Annotated in this window: 14 protein-coding genes; 12 read left to right on the forward strand and 2 right to left on the reverse strand. The window is 61.5% G+C overall.

The features are described 5' to 3' along the window. The first annotated feature begins 171 nt into the window (after positions 1-171). The 9 genes from AB4N85_RS12290 (at position 172) to AB4N85_RS12330 (ending at position 11,381) form a co-directional block, all read left to right on the forward strand. Positions 172-2,883 (forward strand): TonB-dependent receptor, encoded by a 2,712-nt coding sequence (locus AB4N85_RS12290; RefSeq protein ID WP_460068203.1) that lies wholly within the window; start codon positions 172-174, stop codon positions 2,881-2,883. A gap of 226 nt (positions 2,884-3,109) precedes the next feature. Next, on the forward strand, positions 3,110-4,975 hold the full coding sequence (locus AB4N85_RS12295; RefSeq protein ID WP_460068205.1) for an extracellular solute-binding protein: 1,866 nt from the start codon (positions 3,110-3,112) through the stop codon (positions 4,973-4,975). 1 nt (position 4,976) lies between these two features. After that, on the forward strand, positions 4,977-6,041 hold the full coding sequence (locus AB4N85_RS12300; protein ID WP_056788670.1) for a microcin C ABC transporter permease YejB: 1,065 nt from the start codon (positions 4,977-4,979) through the stop codon (positions 6,039-6,041). Next, a complete protein-coding gene (locus AB4N85_RS12305; RefSeq protein WP_252867910.1) occupies positions 6,041-7,063 on the forward strand; it encodes an ABC transporter permease in 1,023 nt (340 codons plus the stop codon). The genes AB4N85_RS12300 and AB4N85_RS12305 overlap by 1 nt, the downstream gene beginning before the upstream one ends. Position 7,064: 1 nt before the next feature. Next, positions 7,065-8,699 carry an ABC transporter ATP-binding protein gene (locus AB4N85_RS12310; protein ID WP_460068208.1) on the forward strand — a complete coding sequence of 545 codons (1,635 nt, stop codon included), beginning with the start codon at positions 7,065-7,067 and terminating at the stop codon, positions 8,697-8,699. Between the two features lie 170 nt (positions 8,700-8,869). After that, positions 8,870-9,391, forward strand: coding sequence for a DUF3455 domain-containing protein (locus AB4N85_RS12315; RefSeq protein WP_252882365.1), 522 nt, complete (start codon positions 8,870-8,872; stop codon positions 9,389-9,391). Between the two features lie 161 nt (positions 9,392-9,552). Further along, entirely contained in the window at positions 9,553-10,080 is a 528-nt protein-coding gene (locus tag AB4N85_RS12320; protein ID WP_310217083.1) for a sigma-70 family RNA polymerase sigma factor, read from the forward strand. Beyond that, the gene (locus AB4N85_RS12325; RefSeq protein WP_150741205.1) at positions 10,077-10,769 is read left to right on the forward strand and encodes an anti-sigma factor; all 693 of its coding nucleotides are present in this window, start codon (positions 10,077-10,079) and stop codon (positions 10,767-10,769) included. The genes AB4N85_RS12320 and AB4N85_RS12325 overlap by 4 nt, the downstream gene beginning before the upstream one ends. Positions 10,770-10,901: 132 nt before the next feature. Next, complete coding sequence (locus AB4N85_RS12330; protein WP_024013496.1) at positions 10,902-11,381, forward strand: hypothetical protein; 480 nt, start codon at positions 10,902-10,904, stop codon at positions 11,379-11,381. A 70-nt stretch (positions 11,382-11,451) separates the two neighbouring features. On the opposite strand, the gene AB4N85_RS12335 is transcribed toward AB4N85_RS12330, so the two are convergent. After that, positions 11,452-12,534, reverse strand: a complete 1,083-nt coding sequence (locus AB4N85_RS12335) for a DUF1615 domain-containing protein (protein ID WP_310217087.1) — start codon at positions 12,532-12,534, stop codon at positions 11,452-11,454. A gap of 268 nt (positions 12,535-12,802) precedes the next feature. Between AB4N85_RS12335 and AB4N85_RS12340 the strand changes: the two genes are divergently transcribed. From AB4N85_RS12340 to AB4N85_RS12350, 3 genes are all read left to right on the forward strand, one after another. Further along, positions 12,803-15,007: a TonB-dependent receptor gene (locus AB4N85_RS12340; RefSeq protein ID WP_252876609.1), complete on the forward strand. Its 2,205-nt coding sequence runs from the start codon at positions 12,803-12,805 to the stop codon at positions 15,005-15,007. A 202-nt stretch (positions 15,008-15,209) separates the two neighbouring features. Continuing rightward, positions 15,210-16,736 (forward strand): FAD-dependent oxidoreductase, encoded by a 1,527-nt coding sequence (locus AB4N85_RS12345; protein WP_252867916.1) that lies wholly within the window; start codon positions 15,210-15,212, stop codon positions 16,734-16,736. Between the two features lie 122 nt (positions 16,737-16,858). After that, the gene (locus tag AB4N85_RS12350) at positions 16,859-17,302 is read left to right on the forward strand and encodes a hypothetical protein (protein WP_252867917.1); all 444 of its coding nucleotides are present in this window, start codon (positions 16,859-16,861) and stop codon (positions 17,300-17,302) included. Positions 17,303-17,398: 96 nt separating this feature from the next. Here the strand turns inward: AB4N85_RS12350 and hemB are convergent, their stop codons facing one another. Further along, a complete protein-coding gene (gene hemB, locus AB4N85_RS12355; RefSeq protein WP_016775388.1) occupies positions 17,399-18,373 on the reverse strand; it encodes a porphobilinogen synthase in 975 nt (324 codons plus the stop codon). Positions 18,374-18,393: the final 20 nt, after the last annotated feature.

Below are 18,393 nucleotides of genomic sequence, written 5' to 3' on the forward strand. Positions count from 1 at the left end.
GCTGAAAAAAAGAAATCCCGTCGCACCCGGCCGACCGAAAAAACGCCCCGCGTCTTCGGAGGGGATCGGCTTGCTTGAAGAAAGTGGTTTTCCGCGCGCGGTATCACCGGAAGCGGAGCAATGAGCGGCTCACAAGGCCAATTCGATAACGTCTGAAAATCGGAAACAACCATGCTGATGAACACTCCACGCTTCACGCTCAAACCTTTGGTGGCAACGATGTCTCGCCACCGTTTTGTTCCGCTGTATCTGGTGGCCATGGGGATGGGCGCCGGGACCGTGCAAGCGGCCGAGGACGACAACAGTGCCACGCCGGCAGCCGCTGTCGTGGCGGCGCCGACCACGCAACTGCAACGGGTCGAAGTGACCGGTTCGGCGATTCGCCGGGTCGATGCGGAAACGGCGGTGCCGATCACCATCCTCAAGGCTGAGGAACTGCGCAAACAGGGCGTGACCACCACCGCCGAACTGGTCCAGCGCATCACCGGCAGCCAGTCGATCAACAACAGCGCCGGCTCCGTCGGCGCGGCCACTGGCGGTGCGTCGTTTGCCGACATGCGCGGCATCGGCGCGAACAAGACGCTGGTGCTGCTCAACGGTCGACGCCTGGCCAACAATGCCCTGTCGGGGACCAACTCGGCCGGCGGCGCGGTGGACCTGAACATGATCCCGTTCGCCGCCATCGAGCGCGTGGAAGTGCTGCGCGACGGCGCCTCGGCCCTGTACGGCACCGACGCCATCGGCGGTGTGATCAACTTCATCACCAAGAAATCCCTTACCGACGGCGCGTTGACCCTCGGTGGCGAAACGCCGACCCACAGCGGTGGCGGCGCGACCAAGGACATGAGCGCCAGTTGGGGCTACGGCGATCTGGAAGAAGACCGCTTCAACGTCCTCGGCGTGTTCAACTACAACAAGCAGCAGAACCTCGACGCCAACGACCGCTCCTTCGCCACCGACTACGCGCCCGGTCGCGGTCTCGATCAGACCTCCGGCACCGCGTTCCCCGGCAACTACAGCCAGAACGGCAACGCCACCAACCCGTTGGCCAACAGCAACTGCAACGGCCCCAACCTGATCGCCCGCGACGGCTTGTGCCGCTTCAGCACCCGTGAATTCATCGACCTGGTGCCACAGACCGAGAAGACCTCGTTCTTCGGCAAGACCACTGCCAAGCTCGGCGATGATCACAATGCCAACCTTGAATATTTCTGGTCGCGCAACAACAACGCCGTCGCCGTCGGCCCGGCGCCACTGACTGGTCTGAGCCTGGATTCATCGTCGCCCTACTACCCCGGCAACGGCATCACCCCGGCGCCGACCGATTTCGCCCTCGACCCGACGCAGCCGGTCGATGTCAACTGGCGTGAAACCGCTGCCGGCCCGCGTGAATCGAAAGACCAGAACACCAGCCAGCGCTTTCTGCTGAGCTTCGATGGTCTGGTTGGCGGCTGGGATTACAACGTCGGCGCCTCGTACAACCAGAACAAAATCGTCTCCAGCGTCACCAGTGGCTATGTCAGCGATCAGGCGATGATTGACGGCCTGGCCAGCGGTTTGCTCAACCCGTTCGGCCCGCAGACCGCTGCCGGCCAGCAGTACATCGATGCCGCCGCCTACCACGGCGCCTACTCCACCGCCGTGGGCCGCGTCGCCGGTTTCGATGGCCGCGTCAGCCGTGAAATCGGTGACTGGTTCGGCGCAGGTCCGTCCGGCCTGGCTCTGGGCGGCGAGTACCGCAAGGAGAAATTCCATCAGGACTTCGAGTCGTTCGCCGGCGACATCCAGAGCCTCGGCATCGACCCGGCCGGCAGCGTCGAGGGCGACCGCAGCGTCAAGGCCGCCTATGCCGAACTCAACGTGCCGGTGCTCGACAGCCTCGAACTGTCCGCCGCTGTGCGCCACGACAAATACAGCGACTTCGGCAGCACCACCAACCCGAAATATTCGTTCCGTTATCAGCCGATCAAAGAGCTGGTGGTGCGTGGTGCCTACAGCGAAGGTTTCCGCGCGCCATCGCTGTACGAGCTGTATTCGCCGCGCAGCATCACGTTCACTCAGGGTTACTACAACGATCCGGTGCTGTGTACCGGCGGCGTGGTGCAACCGGGCGGCAACGGCGGGCGCGATTGCGGTCAGCAATTCCTCAACCAGATTGGCGGCAACGAAGATCTGGCCCCGGAGAAGGCGCGCAACGTGACGTTGGGCTTCGTCTACCAGCCGATCAGCAACCTCTCGGTGGGTCTGGATTTCTGGTGGATTCACATCTCCAACCAGATCCAGCCGTTCCCGGAATCCACCGTGTTCGATCAGGCCGGCTCCTATCCGGACCGCTTCGTGCGCAACGCCGACGGCACGCTCAACTACATCGTTACCGGCAACGCCAACCTCGGCATCGTCGAAACCAATGGTGTCGATGTGTCGCTCGACTATCGCTTCCCGAACACGCCGTACGGTCAGTTCGGCCTCGGCCTGCAAGGCACCTATGTCGACGAGTACGACTTCCAGAGCACCATCAAAGGCCCGTTCACCGACAAGGTCGGCGACTTTCAGGGTGACGGCGTGATCGCGCGCTGGAAGCACAACCTCACCGGCAGCTGGAGCCTGGGGGCGGCGCGAGCAGCGCTGACCAACCGCTTCACCACCGGTTACAACGACTATGACCGCGACACCCATTCGCGCGTGGCCTCGTATTCGGTGTGGGATCTGTCGGCCGGCTACACCTTCAACAAGGTACTCGACGTCGATGCCGGGATGAAGAACGTGTTCGATCGCAACCCGCCGTTCTCCAACCAGGCCTACAACTTCCAGAGCGGCTATGACCCGCGCTACACCGACCCGCTGGGCCGGACATTGTTTGCGCGCATGGCTTACCACTTCTAACCCCAAATAAAACGCATCCCTCTGTGGGAGCGAGCCTTTGTAGTGAGGGGATTTATCCCCGATGGGGTGCGAAGCGCCCCCAGGACCTGCCGACGCGGAGCATCAGAAGTACCGCATGCATTGATCTTGCGACTGCTGCGCAGCCGATCGGGGATAAATCCCCTCGCCACAAAGGCTCGCTCCCACCGGGGGTACGGGTTCCTTCAGGGATTTCAAGGGTGACTTCATGAGTTTTTTGCGCAACATGGCTGGCCTGCTGCTCGGCAGTGCGCTGCTGTGCACTGGCACTTCGGCGCTGGCCGGCGGCAGTCACGCGCTGACGGTGTACGGCGAGGCGCCGAAATATCCGGCTGGTTTCAAACATTTCGATTTTGTTAACCCTGACGCGCCCAAGGGCGGTTCGCTCAGCCGTGCGTCGATGGAGATCGGTCAGTACAACTACATCACGCCGTATGCCGATCAGGGCATTTCGGTGGTGCAGGTCAATGACTGGGTATACGCGCCGCTGGCGTTCCGCTCGCTGGACGAGCCCTACACGGTTTACGCTCTGGTCGCGCAGCAGATCGAGCGCGATCCCGAAGGTTTGTGGGTGCGCTTCACCCTCAACCCCAAGGCACGCTTTGCCGACGGCACGCCGATCACCGCCGAAGACGTGCGCTACACCTTCAACCTGCTGATGACCAAGGGCAGCCTGAGTTACCGCCAGCAATACGCCGACGTGCAGGACGTGCTGGTCGAAGGTCCACGGCAGGTCCGTTTCACCTTCAAGAACAACCTCAATCGCACCCTCGCGCTGGATCTGGCGACGCTGCGCGTGCTGCCCGAGCACTGGTGGAAAACCCGCGACTTCGCCAACGGCGGCGGCTTCGAGCCACCGCTGGGCAGCGGCCCGTACCGGGTGAGCAAAGTCGACGCCGGGCGCAGCATCAGTTTCCAGCGTGACCCGGACTGGTGGGGCAAGGACCTGCCGGTCAGTCGCGGCATGTACAACTTCGACAGCCTGACGGTGAATTTCTACGGCGACACCGACGTCGCCCGCCAGCTGTTGCAGGCCGGCGCGTTCGACTACAACCGCGAGTTCTCCTCCTCTGGTTACGTGGTCGGTTATGACAGCCCGGCACTGCGTGACGGCCGCTTGCAGCAGTCGATCCTCGCCCCGGACAAACCCACCGCCGCTCAGGGCTTCGTGTTCAACCTGCAGAACTCGTTCTTCAAGGATCGCCGCGTGCGTCAGGCGATCAGCCTGCTCTGGGATTTCGAGTGGACCAACAAACAGATGATGCGCGGCTTCTACGTGCGTCAGAACAGCTTCTGGCCCAAGAGTGAAATGGCCGCCAGCGCCCTGCCCGATGCCGAGGAATTGAAGATCCTCGAACCGTTGCGCGGCAAGGTCCCTGACGAGGTGTTCACCACGGTCTATGAGGCGCCGAAAACCGATGGCAGCGGCTACATCCGCGACAAACAACTGCAAGCGCTGAAGCTGCTCGCCGAAGCCGGTTGGACGGCGAAAAACAATCGTCTGGTCAACGCCGCCGGCGAGCCGCTGGAATTCACCTTTCTCGATGGCCAGGGCGGCTTCGATCGCATGCTGCTGCCGTTCAAACGCACCCTCGCGCAGATCGGCATCACGCTCAATCTGCGCCGCATCGATTCAGCGCAATACATCAACCGCCTCAACGCCCGCGACTACGACATGATCGTCTGCGCTTTCCCGCGCAGTGGCGATCCGATCGTCTCCCCGGGCCGCGAGCTGTACAGCCTGTATGGCTCGCAAAGTGCCACGCAAGTCGGCAGCTCGAACGCGATGGTGCTGGCCGATCCGGCAATCGATCAACTGATTGACGGGCTGGTCCAGGCCAACAGCCGCGAAGCCATGGTGCATTACGCCCGCGCCCTCGACCGGGTGCTGCAATGGGGTTACTACATGATTCCCAACTACTACTCCAAAGGCACGCCGACGGTGTATCAGAACCGCTTCGGCATGCCCGCCGTGCAACCTTCGTATGACGAAGGTCTCAACACCTGGTGGGAAGTCTCGGCCAGGCCGCTGACGACTCAGCAGATGAGCGCTCAGCTTGCGGGAGGCCAGTGACATGCTGCGTTATCTGAGTCGCCGTTTGCTGCTGATCATCCCCACGCTGTTGTGCATTCTGGTGGTGAATTTTCTTATCGTGCAGGCCGCACCCGGTGGCCCGGTGGAACAAGCCATCGCCCGCCTGCAAGGCTTTGGCGGGCACAGCATGGGCGGCGGTGGCGAAGTCGCGGCGGTCGGCGGTGCCGGGCGCAGCAGCCGTGGGCTGGACCCGGCGCTGATCGAGGAAATCAAACACCATTACGGCTTCGACAAACCGCTGCACGAACGCCTGTGGCTGCTGCTGAAAAACTACGCACAACTGGATCTGGGCAACAGCTTCTTTCGCGGCGCCAAGGTCACCGACCTGATCGTGCAGAAGCTGCCGGTGTCGTTGTCGCTGGGCTTGTGGGCGACGCTGATCACCTACCTGATTTCGATTCCGCTGGGCATTCGCAAGGCGATCAGGAACGGCAGCGCCTTCGATGTCTGGAGCAGCACCGCGATCATCGTTGGCTATGCCATGCCAGCGTTTCTCTTCGCCATTCTGTTGATCGTGGTGTTCGCCGGGGGCAGCTACGTCAACTGGTTTCCGGTGCAGGGATTGGTGTCGGACAACTTCGACAGCCTCAGCACATTGGGCAAGGTCGGCGACTACCTCTGGCACCTCGTACTGCCGGTCACGGCGCTGGTGATCGGCGGCTTCGCCACGCTGACGATCCTGACCAAGAACAGCTTTCTCAACGAGATCAGCCGGCAGTACGTGATCACCGCACGAGCCAAGGGCCTGACCGAGCGGCGCGTGCTGTACGGCCACGTGTTTCGCAACGCCATGCTGCTGGTGGTGGCCGGCGTGCCGTCGGCACTGATCGAAGTGTTTTTCGCCGGTTCCCTGCTGATCGAAACCATCTTCAACCTCGACGGCCTCGGGCGCATGAGCTACGAAGCGGCGGTGTCGCGTGACTATCCGGTGGTGTTCGGCGCGCTGTTTCTGTTCACCCTGTTCGGCCTGCTGATCAAGCTGATCGGCGACCTCTGCTACACCCTGCTCGACCCGCGCATCGATTTTTCGGCGAGGACTGCCTGATGTTCACACTGTCGCCTCTGGGCCAGCGCCGCGTCGCGCAATTCAATGCCAACCGCCGTGGGCGCTGGTCACTGCGGCTGTTTATCGGCCTGTGCCTGATCTGCCTCGGTGGCGAGCTGATCGCCAATGACAAGCCGCTGGTGATCCGCTACCACGACGCCTTCTACTTTCCGATCCTCAGCGATTATCTGGAAACCGATTTCGGCGGCGAGTTGCCGTTCCAGCCGGATTACGCCAGCAACTACGTACACAAGCTGATCGAGGATCAGGGCGGCTGGATGCTGTTTCCGCCGATCCCGTTCAGTTACGACACGGTCAACTACGACCTCACCGAACCGGCGCCCAGCCCGCCGTCATCGAGCAATTGGCTGGGCACCGATGATCAGGCTCGCGATGTTCTGGCGCGGGTGATTTTCGGCACGCGGATCTCGATTCTGTTCGCGCTGATCCTCACCGCCATCAGCGCGTTGATCGGCATTCTCGCCGGGGCTTTACAGGGTTATTACGGCGGCTGGGTCGACTTGCTCGGGCAGCGCGTACTGGAAATCTGGTCGGGGTTGCCGGTGCTGTACCTGCTGATCATTCTGTCCGGCTTCGTCTCGCCGAGTTTCTGGTGGCTGCTGGGGATCATGGCGCTGTTTTCCTGGCTGGCGCTGGTCGACGTGGTGCGCGCCGAGTTCCTGCGGGGGCGCAATCTCGAATACGTGAAAGCCGCGCGCGCGCTGGGCCTGACCGACAGCGAACTGATGCGCCGGCACATTCTGCCCAACGCCATGACTTCCACCCTCACCTACCTGCCGTTCATTCTCACCGGCGCCATCGCCACCCTGACCGCGCTGGATTTCCTCGGCTTCGGCATGCCCGCCGGCACCGCATCGCTGGGTGAACTGATCGGCCAGGCCAAACGCAATCTGCAGGCACCGTGGCTGGGGCTGACGGCGTTTTTTGCCCTGGCGTTGATCTTGTCTTTGTTGGTTTTCATCGGTGAAGCGTGCCGAGATGCCTTTGATCCGAGGAGCTGACATGCAAGACAACCTGATTGAAATTCGCGACCTGCGGGTGGCCTTCGCCGGGCAAGAAGTGGTGCACGGTGTGAGCCTCGATATTCGCCGTGGCGAGTGTCTGGCGCTGGTCGGCGAGTCCGGCTCGGGCAAGTCGGTGACGGCGCATTCGATTCTGCGTTTGTTGCCGGGCAAGAACGTCAGCAGCAGCGGCGCGATTCGCTACAACGGCGTGGATTTGCTGCACGCCAGCGAACAGCAGATGCGTGGTTTGCGCGGCAATCGCATTGCGATGATTTTCCAGGAGCCGATGACCTCGCTGAACCCGTTGCACACGGTGGAAAAACAGATCAGCGAAGTGTTGGAAATCCACAAGGGCCTCAAAGGCCGCGCCGCCCGCGCGCGGACGCTGGAGCTGCTCGAGCTGGTGGGTATTCGCCAGCCGTTGCAGCGACTCAAAGCCTATCCGCATCAGCTTTCCGGTGGTCAGCGGCAACGGGTAATGATCGCCATGGCGCTGGCCAACGAGCCGGAACTGTTGATTGCCGATGAACCGACCACGGCGCTGGACGTGACCGTACAGAAGAAGATTCTTGAGCTGCTGATCGAGTTGCAGCAGCGCCTCGGCATGTCGCTGTTGCTGATCAGCCACGACCTCAATCTGGTACGCCGGATCGCTCAGCGCGTGTGCGTAATGCGTCAGGGCGAGATCGTTGAACAGGCCGATTGCGAGACGCTGTTCCAAGCGCCGCAACACCCCTATAGCCGGTTGTTGATCGAAGCGGAACCGAGCGGCGCGCCAGTGCCCAGTAAGTACGAGCACAACCTGCTGGAAGTCGATGATTTGAAGGTGTGGTTTGCCCTGCCGAAAAAACTCTTCAGCCGTCAGCAGGATTACATCAAAGCGGTGGACGGCGTCAGTTTCACCCTGCAACGCGGCAAGACGTTGGGCATCGTCGGCGAGTCGGGTTCGGGCAAGTCGACGCTGGGTCAGGCGATCCTGCGACTGGTCGAATCAGAGGGCAATATCCGTTTCGGCAACAAGCAGTTGAGCCTGCTCAATCAGCGTCTGATGCGCCCGTTGCGCCGGCAGATTCAGGTAGTGTTTCAGGATCCGTTCGGCAGCCTCAGCCCGCGCATGTCGGTGCAGCAGATCATTGCCGAAGGCTTGCTGACCCATGGCATCGGCAGCGAGGCCGAGCGCGAGGCAGCGGTGATTCGCGTGCTCGAGGAAGTCGGCCTCGATCCGCAAAGCCGCCATCGTTACCCCCACGAGTTTTCCGGAGGCCAGCGCCAGCGCATCTCCATCGCCCGCGCACTGGTGCTGGAACCGGCGCTGATCCTGCTCGACGAACCGACGTCGGCGCTGGATCGCACGGTGCAGAAGCAAGTGGTGGAATTGTTGCGCCAGTTGCAGATCAGGCATGGGCTGACCTATCTGTTCATCAGCCATGATCTGGCGGTGGTACATGCGCTGGCGCATGACTTGATGGTGATCAAGGATGGCAAGGTGGTTGAACAAGGGTCGTCGCGGGAGATTTTCGCTGCGCCGCAACATCCGTATACCCAAGAGTTACTGAAGGCCTCGGGTCTCAAGCCGTACAGAGAACCCTGTGGGAGCGAGCCTGCTCGCGAATGCGGTGCATCAGTCACATAAGTGCTGGCTGGCCCGACGCTTTCGCGAGCAGGCTCGCTCCCACAGGTTTGATAGGTGGTGTTTGAAATTTATTTTTCCGGCACTGCATCCAATCGCCTCCGCCACGGGTAGTCCCTGTAACAGCCCACTCTGGTGCTGTCAGCGCCCTACCCTTTTCGGAGAATCATCGGATGAACATCACCCAGCTGATTGGCTTCACCGGTTTGCTCGCCTTCACCGCGACCACCTTCGCCCAGAGCAGTTATCCCGACGCGATCAAGGTGCCGGACGGGCACAAGATTGCCCTGGAAACCACCGGGGTTGGCGAGATCACCTACGAATGCCGCGACAAACCCAATATGGCCGGGCAGACCGAGTGGACCTTTGTCGGCCCGAAAGCGGTGCTCAATGATCGCAGCGGCAAACAGGTCGGCACCTATTTCGGCCCGCCAGCGACCTGGCAAGCCAAGGACGGTTCGAAAGTCACCGGCACACAACTCGCCGTGGCACCGTCGAGCCCGGGCAACCTGCCCTATCAACTGGTCAAGGCCAATCCGGCCGAGGGCAAAGGCGCGATGACCGGGGTCAGCTATATCCAGCGTGTCGCGCTCAAGGGCGGCGTAGCGCCGGGCAGTGAGTGCACAGTGGCGAACAAGGGCAAGCAGGAAGTGGTGAAGTACCAGGCGGATTATATTTTCTGGGCGGCGAACTGATATCCGGAAGCAGTGCACAATCCTGTGGGAGCGAGCCTGCTCGCGAAGACGGAGTGTCAGTCGCCTTATTACTTTCTGACCCACCGCATTCGCGAGCAAGCTCGCTCCCACAGGGAACCATGCCTCTGGATGTTTGGGAAATGTGAGCTAGATTGCACCCCATGCCTTTACCCGAATCCGTTTTCGATTACGAAGCCCGCCTCGCCGCCTGTGCCCGGGGCGAGCGCGCGGCTTTGCGCGATTTGTATGTGCAGGAAGGCCCGCGCCTGCTCGGTGTGGCCAAGCGGCTGGTGCGCGATACGGCGCTGGCGGAGGACATTGTGCATGAGGCATTCATCAAGATCTGGCACGGCGCGGCCGGGTTCGACCCGGCGCGCGGCTCGGCGCGGGGCTGGATGTTCAGCGTGACCCGGCACCTTGCCTTGAATCAGTTGCGCAAGCAAAGTCGGGAAACGCCGTTCAGCGAAGAACATGAGGCAGCGGCGCCTGATGAGCTGGCCGATATTCACTCGGCGCGCATTCATCGCTGCCTCGAACAACTGGAACCGCAGCGGCGCAGCTGCATCCTCCATGCCTACGTCGACGGTTATAGCCACGCGCAGATTTCCGCGCGCCTCGACACGCCGCTGGGCACGGTCAAAGCGTGGATCAAGCGCAGCCTCAATGCTTTGCGGGAGTGCATGGGATGACCGGCGAATCAGCGCAGGAACGGGATGAACTGGCCGGCGAATACGTGCTCGGCACCTTGTCGTTCGAGCAGCGCATCGAGGTGCAACGGCGCCTGCCGAACGATCCCGAACTGCGTGCAGCGGTGGATGCCTGGGAGCGGCGTCTGCTGGAGCTGACCGATCTGGCCGAACCTCAGCAACCCTCGGCGCAGCTGTGGCCACGCATCGAGCGCAGTCTCGAACGGCTTACGGTGAAGAAGCCGCTGACCTCGTGGTGGAATCTGCTGCCACTGTGGCGTGGCCTGAGTGCGGCGGGCCTGGCTGCGACGCTGATTCTGGGCGCGATGCTACTGACCCAGACTGCGCCGAAACCGAGTTATCTGGTCGTGCTGGTGGCGCCGCAGGACAAGGCGCCGGGTTGGGTGATTCAGGCGAGCAATGCGCGGGAGATCCAGTTGATTCCGCTAGGGGTGGTCGAGGTGCCGGCGGACAAGGCGCTGGAGTTCTGGACCAAGGCTGACGGCTGGTCGGGACCGGTGTCATTGGGACTGGTCAAACCGGGGCAAGCGTTGTCGGTGCCGCTGGACAAGTTGCCGCCGCTGCAACCGAACCAGCTGTTTGAGCTGACCCTGGAAGGCGCCAATGGCTCACCGATCGGCAAACCGACCGGGCCGATTCAGGCGATCGGGCGTGCGGTGAAGGTGCTCTGAGGCTCTGCTACGCGGTTGTCCGCAACCATCATCGACGTCGATGTTCACCATCACGGCAATGAAGTTCTCATAAAAAATTCCGGGCGTAACATCAGCTCCATACCAACCAACAACACCCCGGAGCACACCATCATGAAACGCCAGACTCTTCTCAGCATCGCTTTCTCGGTTTTCGCAGTTAACGCTTTCGCCGCCACCCCGGCGCACACCATGATCGCCGAAGGCGGCTCGGACAAACTGATCGAAAGCCGTCTGGCTGAAGGCGGTTCGGATCGTCTGATCGAACGCCGCGTTGCCGAAGGTGGTTCGGATCGTCTGATTGAACGCCGCGTTGCCGAAGGTGGTTCCGATCGTCTGATCGAACGCCGCGTTGCCGAAGGTGGCTCTGATCGTCTGATCGAGCGCCGCGTTGCCGAAGGTGGTTCGGATCGTCTGATCGAACGCCGCGTTGCCGAAGGTGGTTCGGATCGTCTGATCGAACGCCGCGTTGCCGAAGGTGGCTCTGATCGTCTGATCGAGCGCCGCGTTGCCGAAGGTGGTTCGGATCGTCTGATCGAACGCCGCGTTGCTGAAGGTGGCTCGGATCGTCTGATCGAACGCCGTGTTGCCTGATGCATCACTGCAAGCGCAACACCGCAGAGAAACCCGGCTCCCGCAGCCGGGTTTTTTATGTCTGCGTGTTTTATCCGGCCTTCGCCATGCAGCGCTTGTAACGCTCGTCCACGCGCTTGGCGAACCAGGCAGTGGTGAGTTTGCGGGTGATCTTCGGACTCTGCAGCACAATCCCCGGCAATACCGCGCGCGGTAACGCCTTGCCTTCGGCCCGCTCCGCCAGTTCGAACACGCGTTGATAGAGTCTGGTCTCTTCGAATTCCAGGGTTTTGCCCTTCTCCAGTTGATCGCGAATCGTCGGGTTGCGCATGCCCAGCGACTTGCCGAGGGTGCGCACCGCCAGTTCGGTACTGCCGGGCATGATCGAGTCGTAGCGAATCAGGTCGCCGTCCAGAGTCAGGGGGATGCCGGACGCGCGGCTGACCGCATTCTGAAACGCGGCATTGCGACTGGCGTACCAGCCGGCGTTGAAATCGGCGAAGCGATACAACGGCTCGCGGTAATTCACCGGGTAACCGAGCAAATGGGCGATGCCGAAATACATGCCGCCGCGCCGGCTGAACACTTCACGGCGGATCGTGCCGTCCACCGTGTACGGATAATCCTTGGCGTGCTCCTCGGCGAATTCGATGCTGACCTGCATCGGCCCGCCGGTGTGCACCGGGTTGAAGCCGCCGAACAGCGTACGGCCCATCGGCACCATGCCGATGAAGTCGTCGAAAATCGCGCTCAGTTCCTTTTCACTGCGCGCCGCATTCAGACGCTCGCTGTAGCTCTTGCCGTTGGGCGAGCGCACTTGTAAAGCGCCGCTGACCAGCAGGCTGGGGATGTGCACCTTGGCGGCGCGGCGGTCGATTTCGTCGCGGGCAATCTTGCCCAGCCCGGGCACCGTCGGGTCGGCTTGGAAAGTCGATTCCTGCTCGGCCACGGCCAGTACCGAACACAGATTTTGCGTGGTGGTGCTGATGCCTTGTGCGGCAAACGCAGCGTAGATGTCCGTGGCCCAGCCCTGACGGTCGGCGGTTTTTGCCGGCAACAGCCGAACGATTTCCGCCTTCACTTCAGCCGGCGGACGCGGCGCCGGTTCGTTGCTGCGCTGGCTGGCGCAACCGGCGAGCAGTAGCACGGCGCCGAGAGTAATGAGTAATCGCATGTTGCTCCATCCAATCAAATTCGCCACAACACCATACACAACCCCCGTAGGAGCTGCCGCAGGCTGCGATCTTTTGATCTTGCTTTTTGCAGATCAGATCAAGATCAAGATCAAAAGATCGCAGCCTGCGGCAGCTCCTACACGCTGATGACAAACTGATTGCAAAACGTTACTGCGAAACCCTATCATTCGCGCCTGGAGTCGCATTAGCGCAAGGAGTTCCGCGCCGCCCTTATTTTTCTTTGGCCGCTCGCCTCCAGGATCCGACATGCCCGCTTCAGCTCGACTCGGCGCTCCATTTCGCCCGACTTTGCTTGCCCTGCTGTGCTCCCTGACCGTTACCGCCCACGCCGCTGAACAAAACAGCAAAGAGCTGGTGCTCGACGACGTCAACGTCAATGCCCAAGCCCCGACACCCAACGCCCTGCCCCCGGTCTACGCTGGCGGTCAGGTTGCGCGCGGCGGCCAGTTGGGCGTGCTCGGCAATCAGGACATGATGGACGTGCCCTTCAGCGCCGCGTCCTACACCGAGCAATTGATCCAGGATCAGCAGGCGGAAAACGTCGCCGATGTACTGCTCAACGATTCTTCCGTGCGCCAGGCCTCGGGCTTCTCCAACCAGGCGCAGGTCTTCATGATTCGCGGCCTGCCGCTCAATGGCGACGACATTTCCTATAACGGCCTGTACGGCGTGTTGCCCCGGCAGATCATTTCCACCGATGCGCTGGAGCGCGTGGAAGTGTTCAAAGGCCCCAACGCTTTCATCAACGGCGTGACCCCGACCGGTTCCGGCATCGGCGGCGGCGTCAACCTGCAACCCAAGCGGGCCGGCGACGTGCCGCTGCGTCGTTACACCACCGACATCAACAGCGAAGGCCGCATCGGTCATCACTTCGACATCGGCCAGCGTTTCGGTGAAGACAACCGCTTCGGCGCGCGGGTCAACCTGTCGCAGCGCGAAGGCGACACCGGTATCGATCACGAGAACCAGCGCTCGAAACTGTTCGCCATCGGTCTGGATTATCGCGGCGATGCGCTACGGGTTTCCGGTGACTTTGCCTATCAGAAGGAACGCGTTAACGGTGGCCGCAGCTCGGTCAACCTCGGCACCGCCACGCACATCCCGGACGCGCCATCGGCGGACACCAACTACGCGCCGAAATGGGGCTACACCGACATCGAAGACACCTTCGGCATGCTCCGCGCCGAGTACGACCTCAACGACAGCTGGACCGCCTACGCCGCCGGTGGCGCCAAGCACACCCGTGAAGTCGGGCGCTATAACTCGACCACGCTGGTCGGCAACAACGGCGCCTCGTTCACCACCGGCTCGTTCGTCCCGCATGACGAGGACAACACCAGCGTCATGGCCGGCCTCAACGGCAAATTCAACACCGGCCCGGTCAGCCACAAGCTGAATTTCGGCCTGACCGGGATCTGGGCCGAGCAGCGCAGTGCCTATGACTTCGACCTGACCCGCTACTCCAACAACATCTATCACCCGATCACTACCCCAGCGCCGGTAGGCAACTTCTCTGGCGGCGATCTCAACGATCCGGGCATCGTCGGCAAGACCTTCAACCGCAGCGTGGCGATTTCCGACACCCTCGGGTTCTTCGACGATCGCCTGCTGGTCACCGCCGGTCTGCGTCGTCAGCAACTGGTGGTGCAGGGTTACAGCTACGCCAGCTACGGCAGCGGCCCGCGTTCGTCGAGCTACGACGAATCGATCACCACTCCGGTGTACGGCATCGTGTTCAAGCCGTGGGAGCATGTGTCGTTCTACGCCAACCATATCGAAGGCCTGGCCCAAGGGCCGACTTCGCCGACCAGCTCCGGCGGTTTCCGCGTCACCAACGGCAACGAGGTCTACGCACCGAAACGCTCCAAGCAGACCGAACTGGGCGTGAAAGTCGACATGGGCACCTACGGTGCGAGCCTCGGTGTTTACCGCATCGAACAGCCAAGCGATGGCTACTGCGAAATCAACAGTCCGACCACTTGCACCTACGTCCGTGAAGGCGAACAGATCAACAAAGGCGTGGAGATGAACGTGTTCGGCGAGCCGATCGACGGCCTGCGCCTGATCAGTGGCCTGACCCTGATGGACACCGAACTGAAAAACACCCTCAATGGCGCCAACGACGGTAACCACGCCATCGGCGTACCGACCTTCCAGTTCAACGCTGGCGTGGACTGGGACGTGCCAGGCCTGCAAGGCGTTGCGCTGAACGCGCGGATGCTGCGCACCGGCGGACAATACGCCGACGCAGCAAACAACCTCAGCCTGCCGACGTGGAACCGCTTCGATGCCGGCGCGCGTTATGCGTTCAAGGTGTCGGAGAAGGATGTGACCGTGCGGTTCGGTGTTGAGAACCTGGCGAACAAGAAGTACTGGGAATCGGCTCAGGGCGGCTACCTGACCCAGGGCGAACCGCGAGTGGCGAAGTTGTCGGGGACGATCGACTTCTAAGCGTCATTGCGTCGTAAAAAAAGGCCCCGCAGCTTAACGGTTGCGGGGCCTTTCTGGTTTTTGTGGTGCTTGACCGGACGCTTCGCGAGCAGGCTCGCTCCCACACTGGAATGCGTCCCCTGTGGGAGCGAGCCTGCTCGCGAAGAGGCCGGAACTGGCGACCTGATCCATACTTGCTGCACAGCCACAGGAGGACAGCCCCATGAACCGCAGCGACGTGCTGATCATCGGCGCCGGCCCGACCGGTCTGGTCCTGGCGCTGTGGCTGAGCAAACTCGGCGTGCGCGTGCGCATCATCGACAAGACCTCGGCGCCAGGCACCACTTCCCGCGCTCTGGCCGTGCAGGCACGCACCCTTGAGCTGTATCGCCAACTCGACCTCGCCGACACCATCGTGCGTCGCGGCCATCAGGTCGCTGCGGCGAATTTCTGGGTCAACGGCAAACCGGTCGCGCACCTGCCACTCAAACGCATCGGCGAAGGCCTGACGCCCTACGCGTTTGTCGAGATTTTCCCGCAGGACGAGCACGAACGGCTGTTGCTCGAGCGCCTCGAAGATTACGGCGTCAGTGTGGAGCGCAATACCGCACTGGACAGCTTCGAGGAAACCGGCGACACCCTCACCGCCCACCTGCGCCTGCCCGATGGCCGGCAGGAAGTCTGTCAGGCCTGTTATCTGGCCGGTTGCGACGGCGCCCGTTCGGTGGTGCGCAAAGCCCTCGACACCGACTTCCCCGGCGGCACCTATCAGCAGATTTTCTACGTCGCCGATATCACGGCCAGCGGCCCGGCGCTCAATGGCGAGTTGCATCTGGACCTGGACCAAGCGGATTTTCTCGCGGTGTTTCCACTGGCCGGCGAAGGCCGCGCGCGACTGATCGGCACGGTGCGTGACGAACGCGCCGAGCGTGCCGAAACCCTGCAATTTGCCGACGTCAGCAGCCGCGCCATCGAACACCTGAAAGTGCATATCGAAGACGTGCACTGGTTCTCCACTTACCGCGTGCATCACCGGGTGGCCGAGCACTTTCGCAACGGCCGGGCGTTTCTGCTCGGCGATGCCGCCCATGTACACAGTCCGGCCGGTGGCCAGGGCATGAACACGGGCATTGGCGATGCAATCAATCTGGCCTGGAAGCTCGCCGCCGTGCTCAGCGGTGGTGCCGAACCGAAACTGCTCGACACCTACGAAACCGAGCGCATCGCCTTCGCTCGCCGACTGGTCTCCACCACCGACAAGGTCTTCAGTTTCGTCACCGCGCAGGGTCGCATGGCCGATCTGCTACGGATGCGTGTGGCGCCGTTTCTGCTGCCGAAAATGGCCGGGTTCGAAGCCAGCCGCGAATTCCTGTTTCGCACGGTCTCGCAAGTCACCCTCAACTATCGCGGCATGCCACTGAGCCAGGGTGAAGCCGGCCACGTGCACGGCGGCGACCGCTTGCCGTGGGCGCATGATGGCGAAGGGGATAATTTCGAACCGCTACGGCAGCCATGCTGGCAGGTGCATGTGTACGGCGACACCAGCGACGAGATGATCGCCTGGTGCGCCGAACACCACTTGCCGCTGCACGTCTTCGACTGGCGCCCGGCGTTCAAAACGGCGGGGTTGGGGCGCAACGGGTTTTACCTGCTGCGGCCGGATACCTATGTGGCGATTGCCGATAGCAGCGCCGATCCGAAGGTGATCGAACGCTACTTCCTCGATCACGGCATCCGGCCTTTTCAGTGACCTTCACACTTTGTTGGCCAGCCATTCGTCGGAAAGACCTGAACACCTGTCAACTCTGACAGTGGACGCATTGCGCAGCGCCACCTCTAATCATTGCTCACCGTTTTCAAGGAGCAATCAAGATGGAACTGTCCACCGCAGAACAAGTGCAAGACATAGAGGTCACTGGAACATTAAACGCACTGTTCGAAGTCGCCGACCACCAACCTTTAAATGCTGCTTTGATCGAGTTGCGTTCAACCCAGCGGGTAAAATATGAGTTCCGAGGGAGAACGGAGGCCAACGACAGGTCTTTTATATTTCAAATTTTCAGCGATCTGGAAGATGGAACATATGAAATACCTTCGACCTACTACCAGTACGCCGCATTCTACTTTGCAAATCATGCAGGTTGGACGTACGCATCGCCCAATCAATCAATCTTGCATCTAACGATTTCTGAAAATAAAACTCGTTTCAGTGGAGTAATCAAAGCTGATTTCGATCCAGTCGAACACAAAACTGGTGCTTCAACGCTGTATGTCACTGCGTCGCTAGGTGTCAAACTCAGCAAAGCTCTTTTCTGATAAAAATCGAATCATGGAGACGATCGCAACCTGACGCCTCTGCCTACAAGGAGCAACCATTCCATACAGGCAATGCTGCAAGTTGCGATTCCTTTCTCAGATCCCCGCCAACGCCAGATCCATCGCAAAGTAAGTGAAGATCAGATCCGCCCCCGCACGCTTGATTGCGCCAAGGCTTTCGCGGACCACGCGATCCTCATCGATCGCCCCAGCCTGGGCGCCGAACTTGATCATCGCGTACTCGCCGCTGACCTGATACGCCGCCAGTGGCAGGTTCGAGGCCTGGCGGATGTCGCGGATGATGTCGAGGTAAGCACCGGCCGGTTTGACCATCAGCGCATCGGCACCTTCCTGCTCATCGAGCAGCGATTCGCGCAGGGCTTCGCGGCGGTTCATCGGGTTCATCTGATAGCTTTTGCGATCGCCCTTGAGCGCGCTGCCGCCGGCCTCGCGGAACGGGCCGTAGAGTGCCGAAGCGAATTTGGTCGAGTAGGCCATGATCGGAATCTGCGTGAAGCCGGCAGCGTCGAGCGCCTGGCGAATCGCGCGCACCTGGCCGTCCATCGCCGCCGACGGCGCAATCACGTCAGCACCGGCGCGGGCGGCCGCTACGGCTTGTTTGCCGAGGTTGATCAGGGTCTGGTCATTGTCGACTTCGTGGTTGTGCATCACGCCGCAATGGCCGTGATCGGTGTATTCGCAGAAGCAGGTGTCGGACATCACGATCATTTCCGGCACGGCGTCCTTGGCAATGCGCGACATGCGCGACACCAGACCGTCTTCGCGCCAGGTGTCGCTGCCGTTGGCATCGAGATGATGGGACACGCCAAAGGTCATCACAGACTTGATCCCGGCACGGGCATAGCGCTCGATTTCACTGGCCAGTTTACGCTCGGGGATGCGCTGCACGCCGGGCATGCTGGTGATCGGCACGAAGTCGTCGATGTCTTCCTCGACGAAGATTGGCAGGACCAGATCGTTCAGGCTGAACTCGGTTTCCTGGAACAGACTGCGCAGGCTCGCATTGCGGCGCAGACGGCGGGGACGTGCTTCGGGGAACTGACTGGACATGGGGCCTTTCCTGAAAACAG

The organism is Pseudomonas sp. H1_G08, assembly GCF_054681355.1.

Excerpts from the sequence above, each read along its gene's own strand:
- AB4N85_RS12325 (WP_150741205.1), top strand. The coding sequence starts at position 10,077 with ATGACCGGCGAATCAGCGCAGGAACGGGATGAACTGGCCGGCGAATAC.
- AB4N85_RS12340 (WP_252876609.1), top strand. The coding sequence starts at position 12,803 with ATGCCCGCTTCAGCTCGACTCGGCGCTCCATTTCGCCCGACTTTGCTT.
- AB4N85_RS12295 (WP_460068205.1), top strand. The coding sequence starts at position 3,110 with ATGAGTTTTTTGCGCAACATGGCTGGCCTGCTGCTCGGCAGTGCGCTG.
- AB4N85_RS12335 (WP_310217087.1), bottom strand. The coding sequence starts at position 12,534 with ATGCGATTACTCATTACTCTCGGCGCCGTGCTACTGCTCGCCGGTTGC.
- hemB (WP_016775388.1), bottom strand. The coding sequence starts at position 18,373 with ATGTCCAGTCAGTTCCCCGAAGCACGTCCCCGCCGTCTGCGCCGCAAT.
- AB4N85_RS12290 (WP_460068203.1), top strand. The coding sequence starts at position 172 with ATGCTGATGAACACTCCACGCTTCACGCTCAAACCTTTGGTGGCAACG.
- AB4N85_RS12320 (WP_310217083.1), top strand. The coding sequence starts at position 9,553 with ATGCCTTTACCCGAATCCGTTTTCGATTACGAAGCCCGCCTCGCCGCC.
- AB4N85_RS12315 (WP_252882365.1), top strand. The coding sequence starts at position 8,870 with ATGAACATCACCCAGCTGATTGGCTTCACCGGTTTGCTCGCCTTCACC.
- AB4N85_RS12300 (WP_056788670.1), top strand. The coding sequence starts at position 4,977 with ATGCTGCGTTATCTGAGTCGCCGTTTGCTGCTGATCATCCCCACGCTG.
- AB4N85_RS12310 (WP_460068208.1), top strand. The coding sequence starts at position 7,065 with ATGCAAGACAACCTGATTGAAATTCGCGACCTGCGGGTGGCCTTCGCC.
- AB4N85_RS12345 (WP_252867916.1), top strand. The coding sequence starts at position 15,210 with ATGAACCGCAGCGACGTGCTGATCATCGGCGCCGGCCCGACCGGTCTG.
- AB4N85_RS12330 (WP_024013496.1), top strand. The coding sequence starts at position 10,902 with ATGAAACGCCAGACTCTTCTCAGCATCGCTTTCTCGGTTTTCGCAGTT.
- AB4N85_RS12350 (WP_252867917.1), top strand. The coding sequence starts at position 16,859 with ATGGAACTGTCCACCGCAGAACAAGTGCAAGACATAGAGGTCACTGGA.
- AB4N85_RS12305 (WP_252867910.1), top strand. The coding sequence starts at position 6,041 with ATGTTCACACTGTCGCCTCTGGGCCAGCGCCGCGTCGCGCAATTCAAT.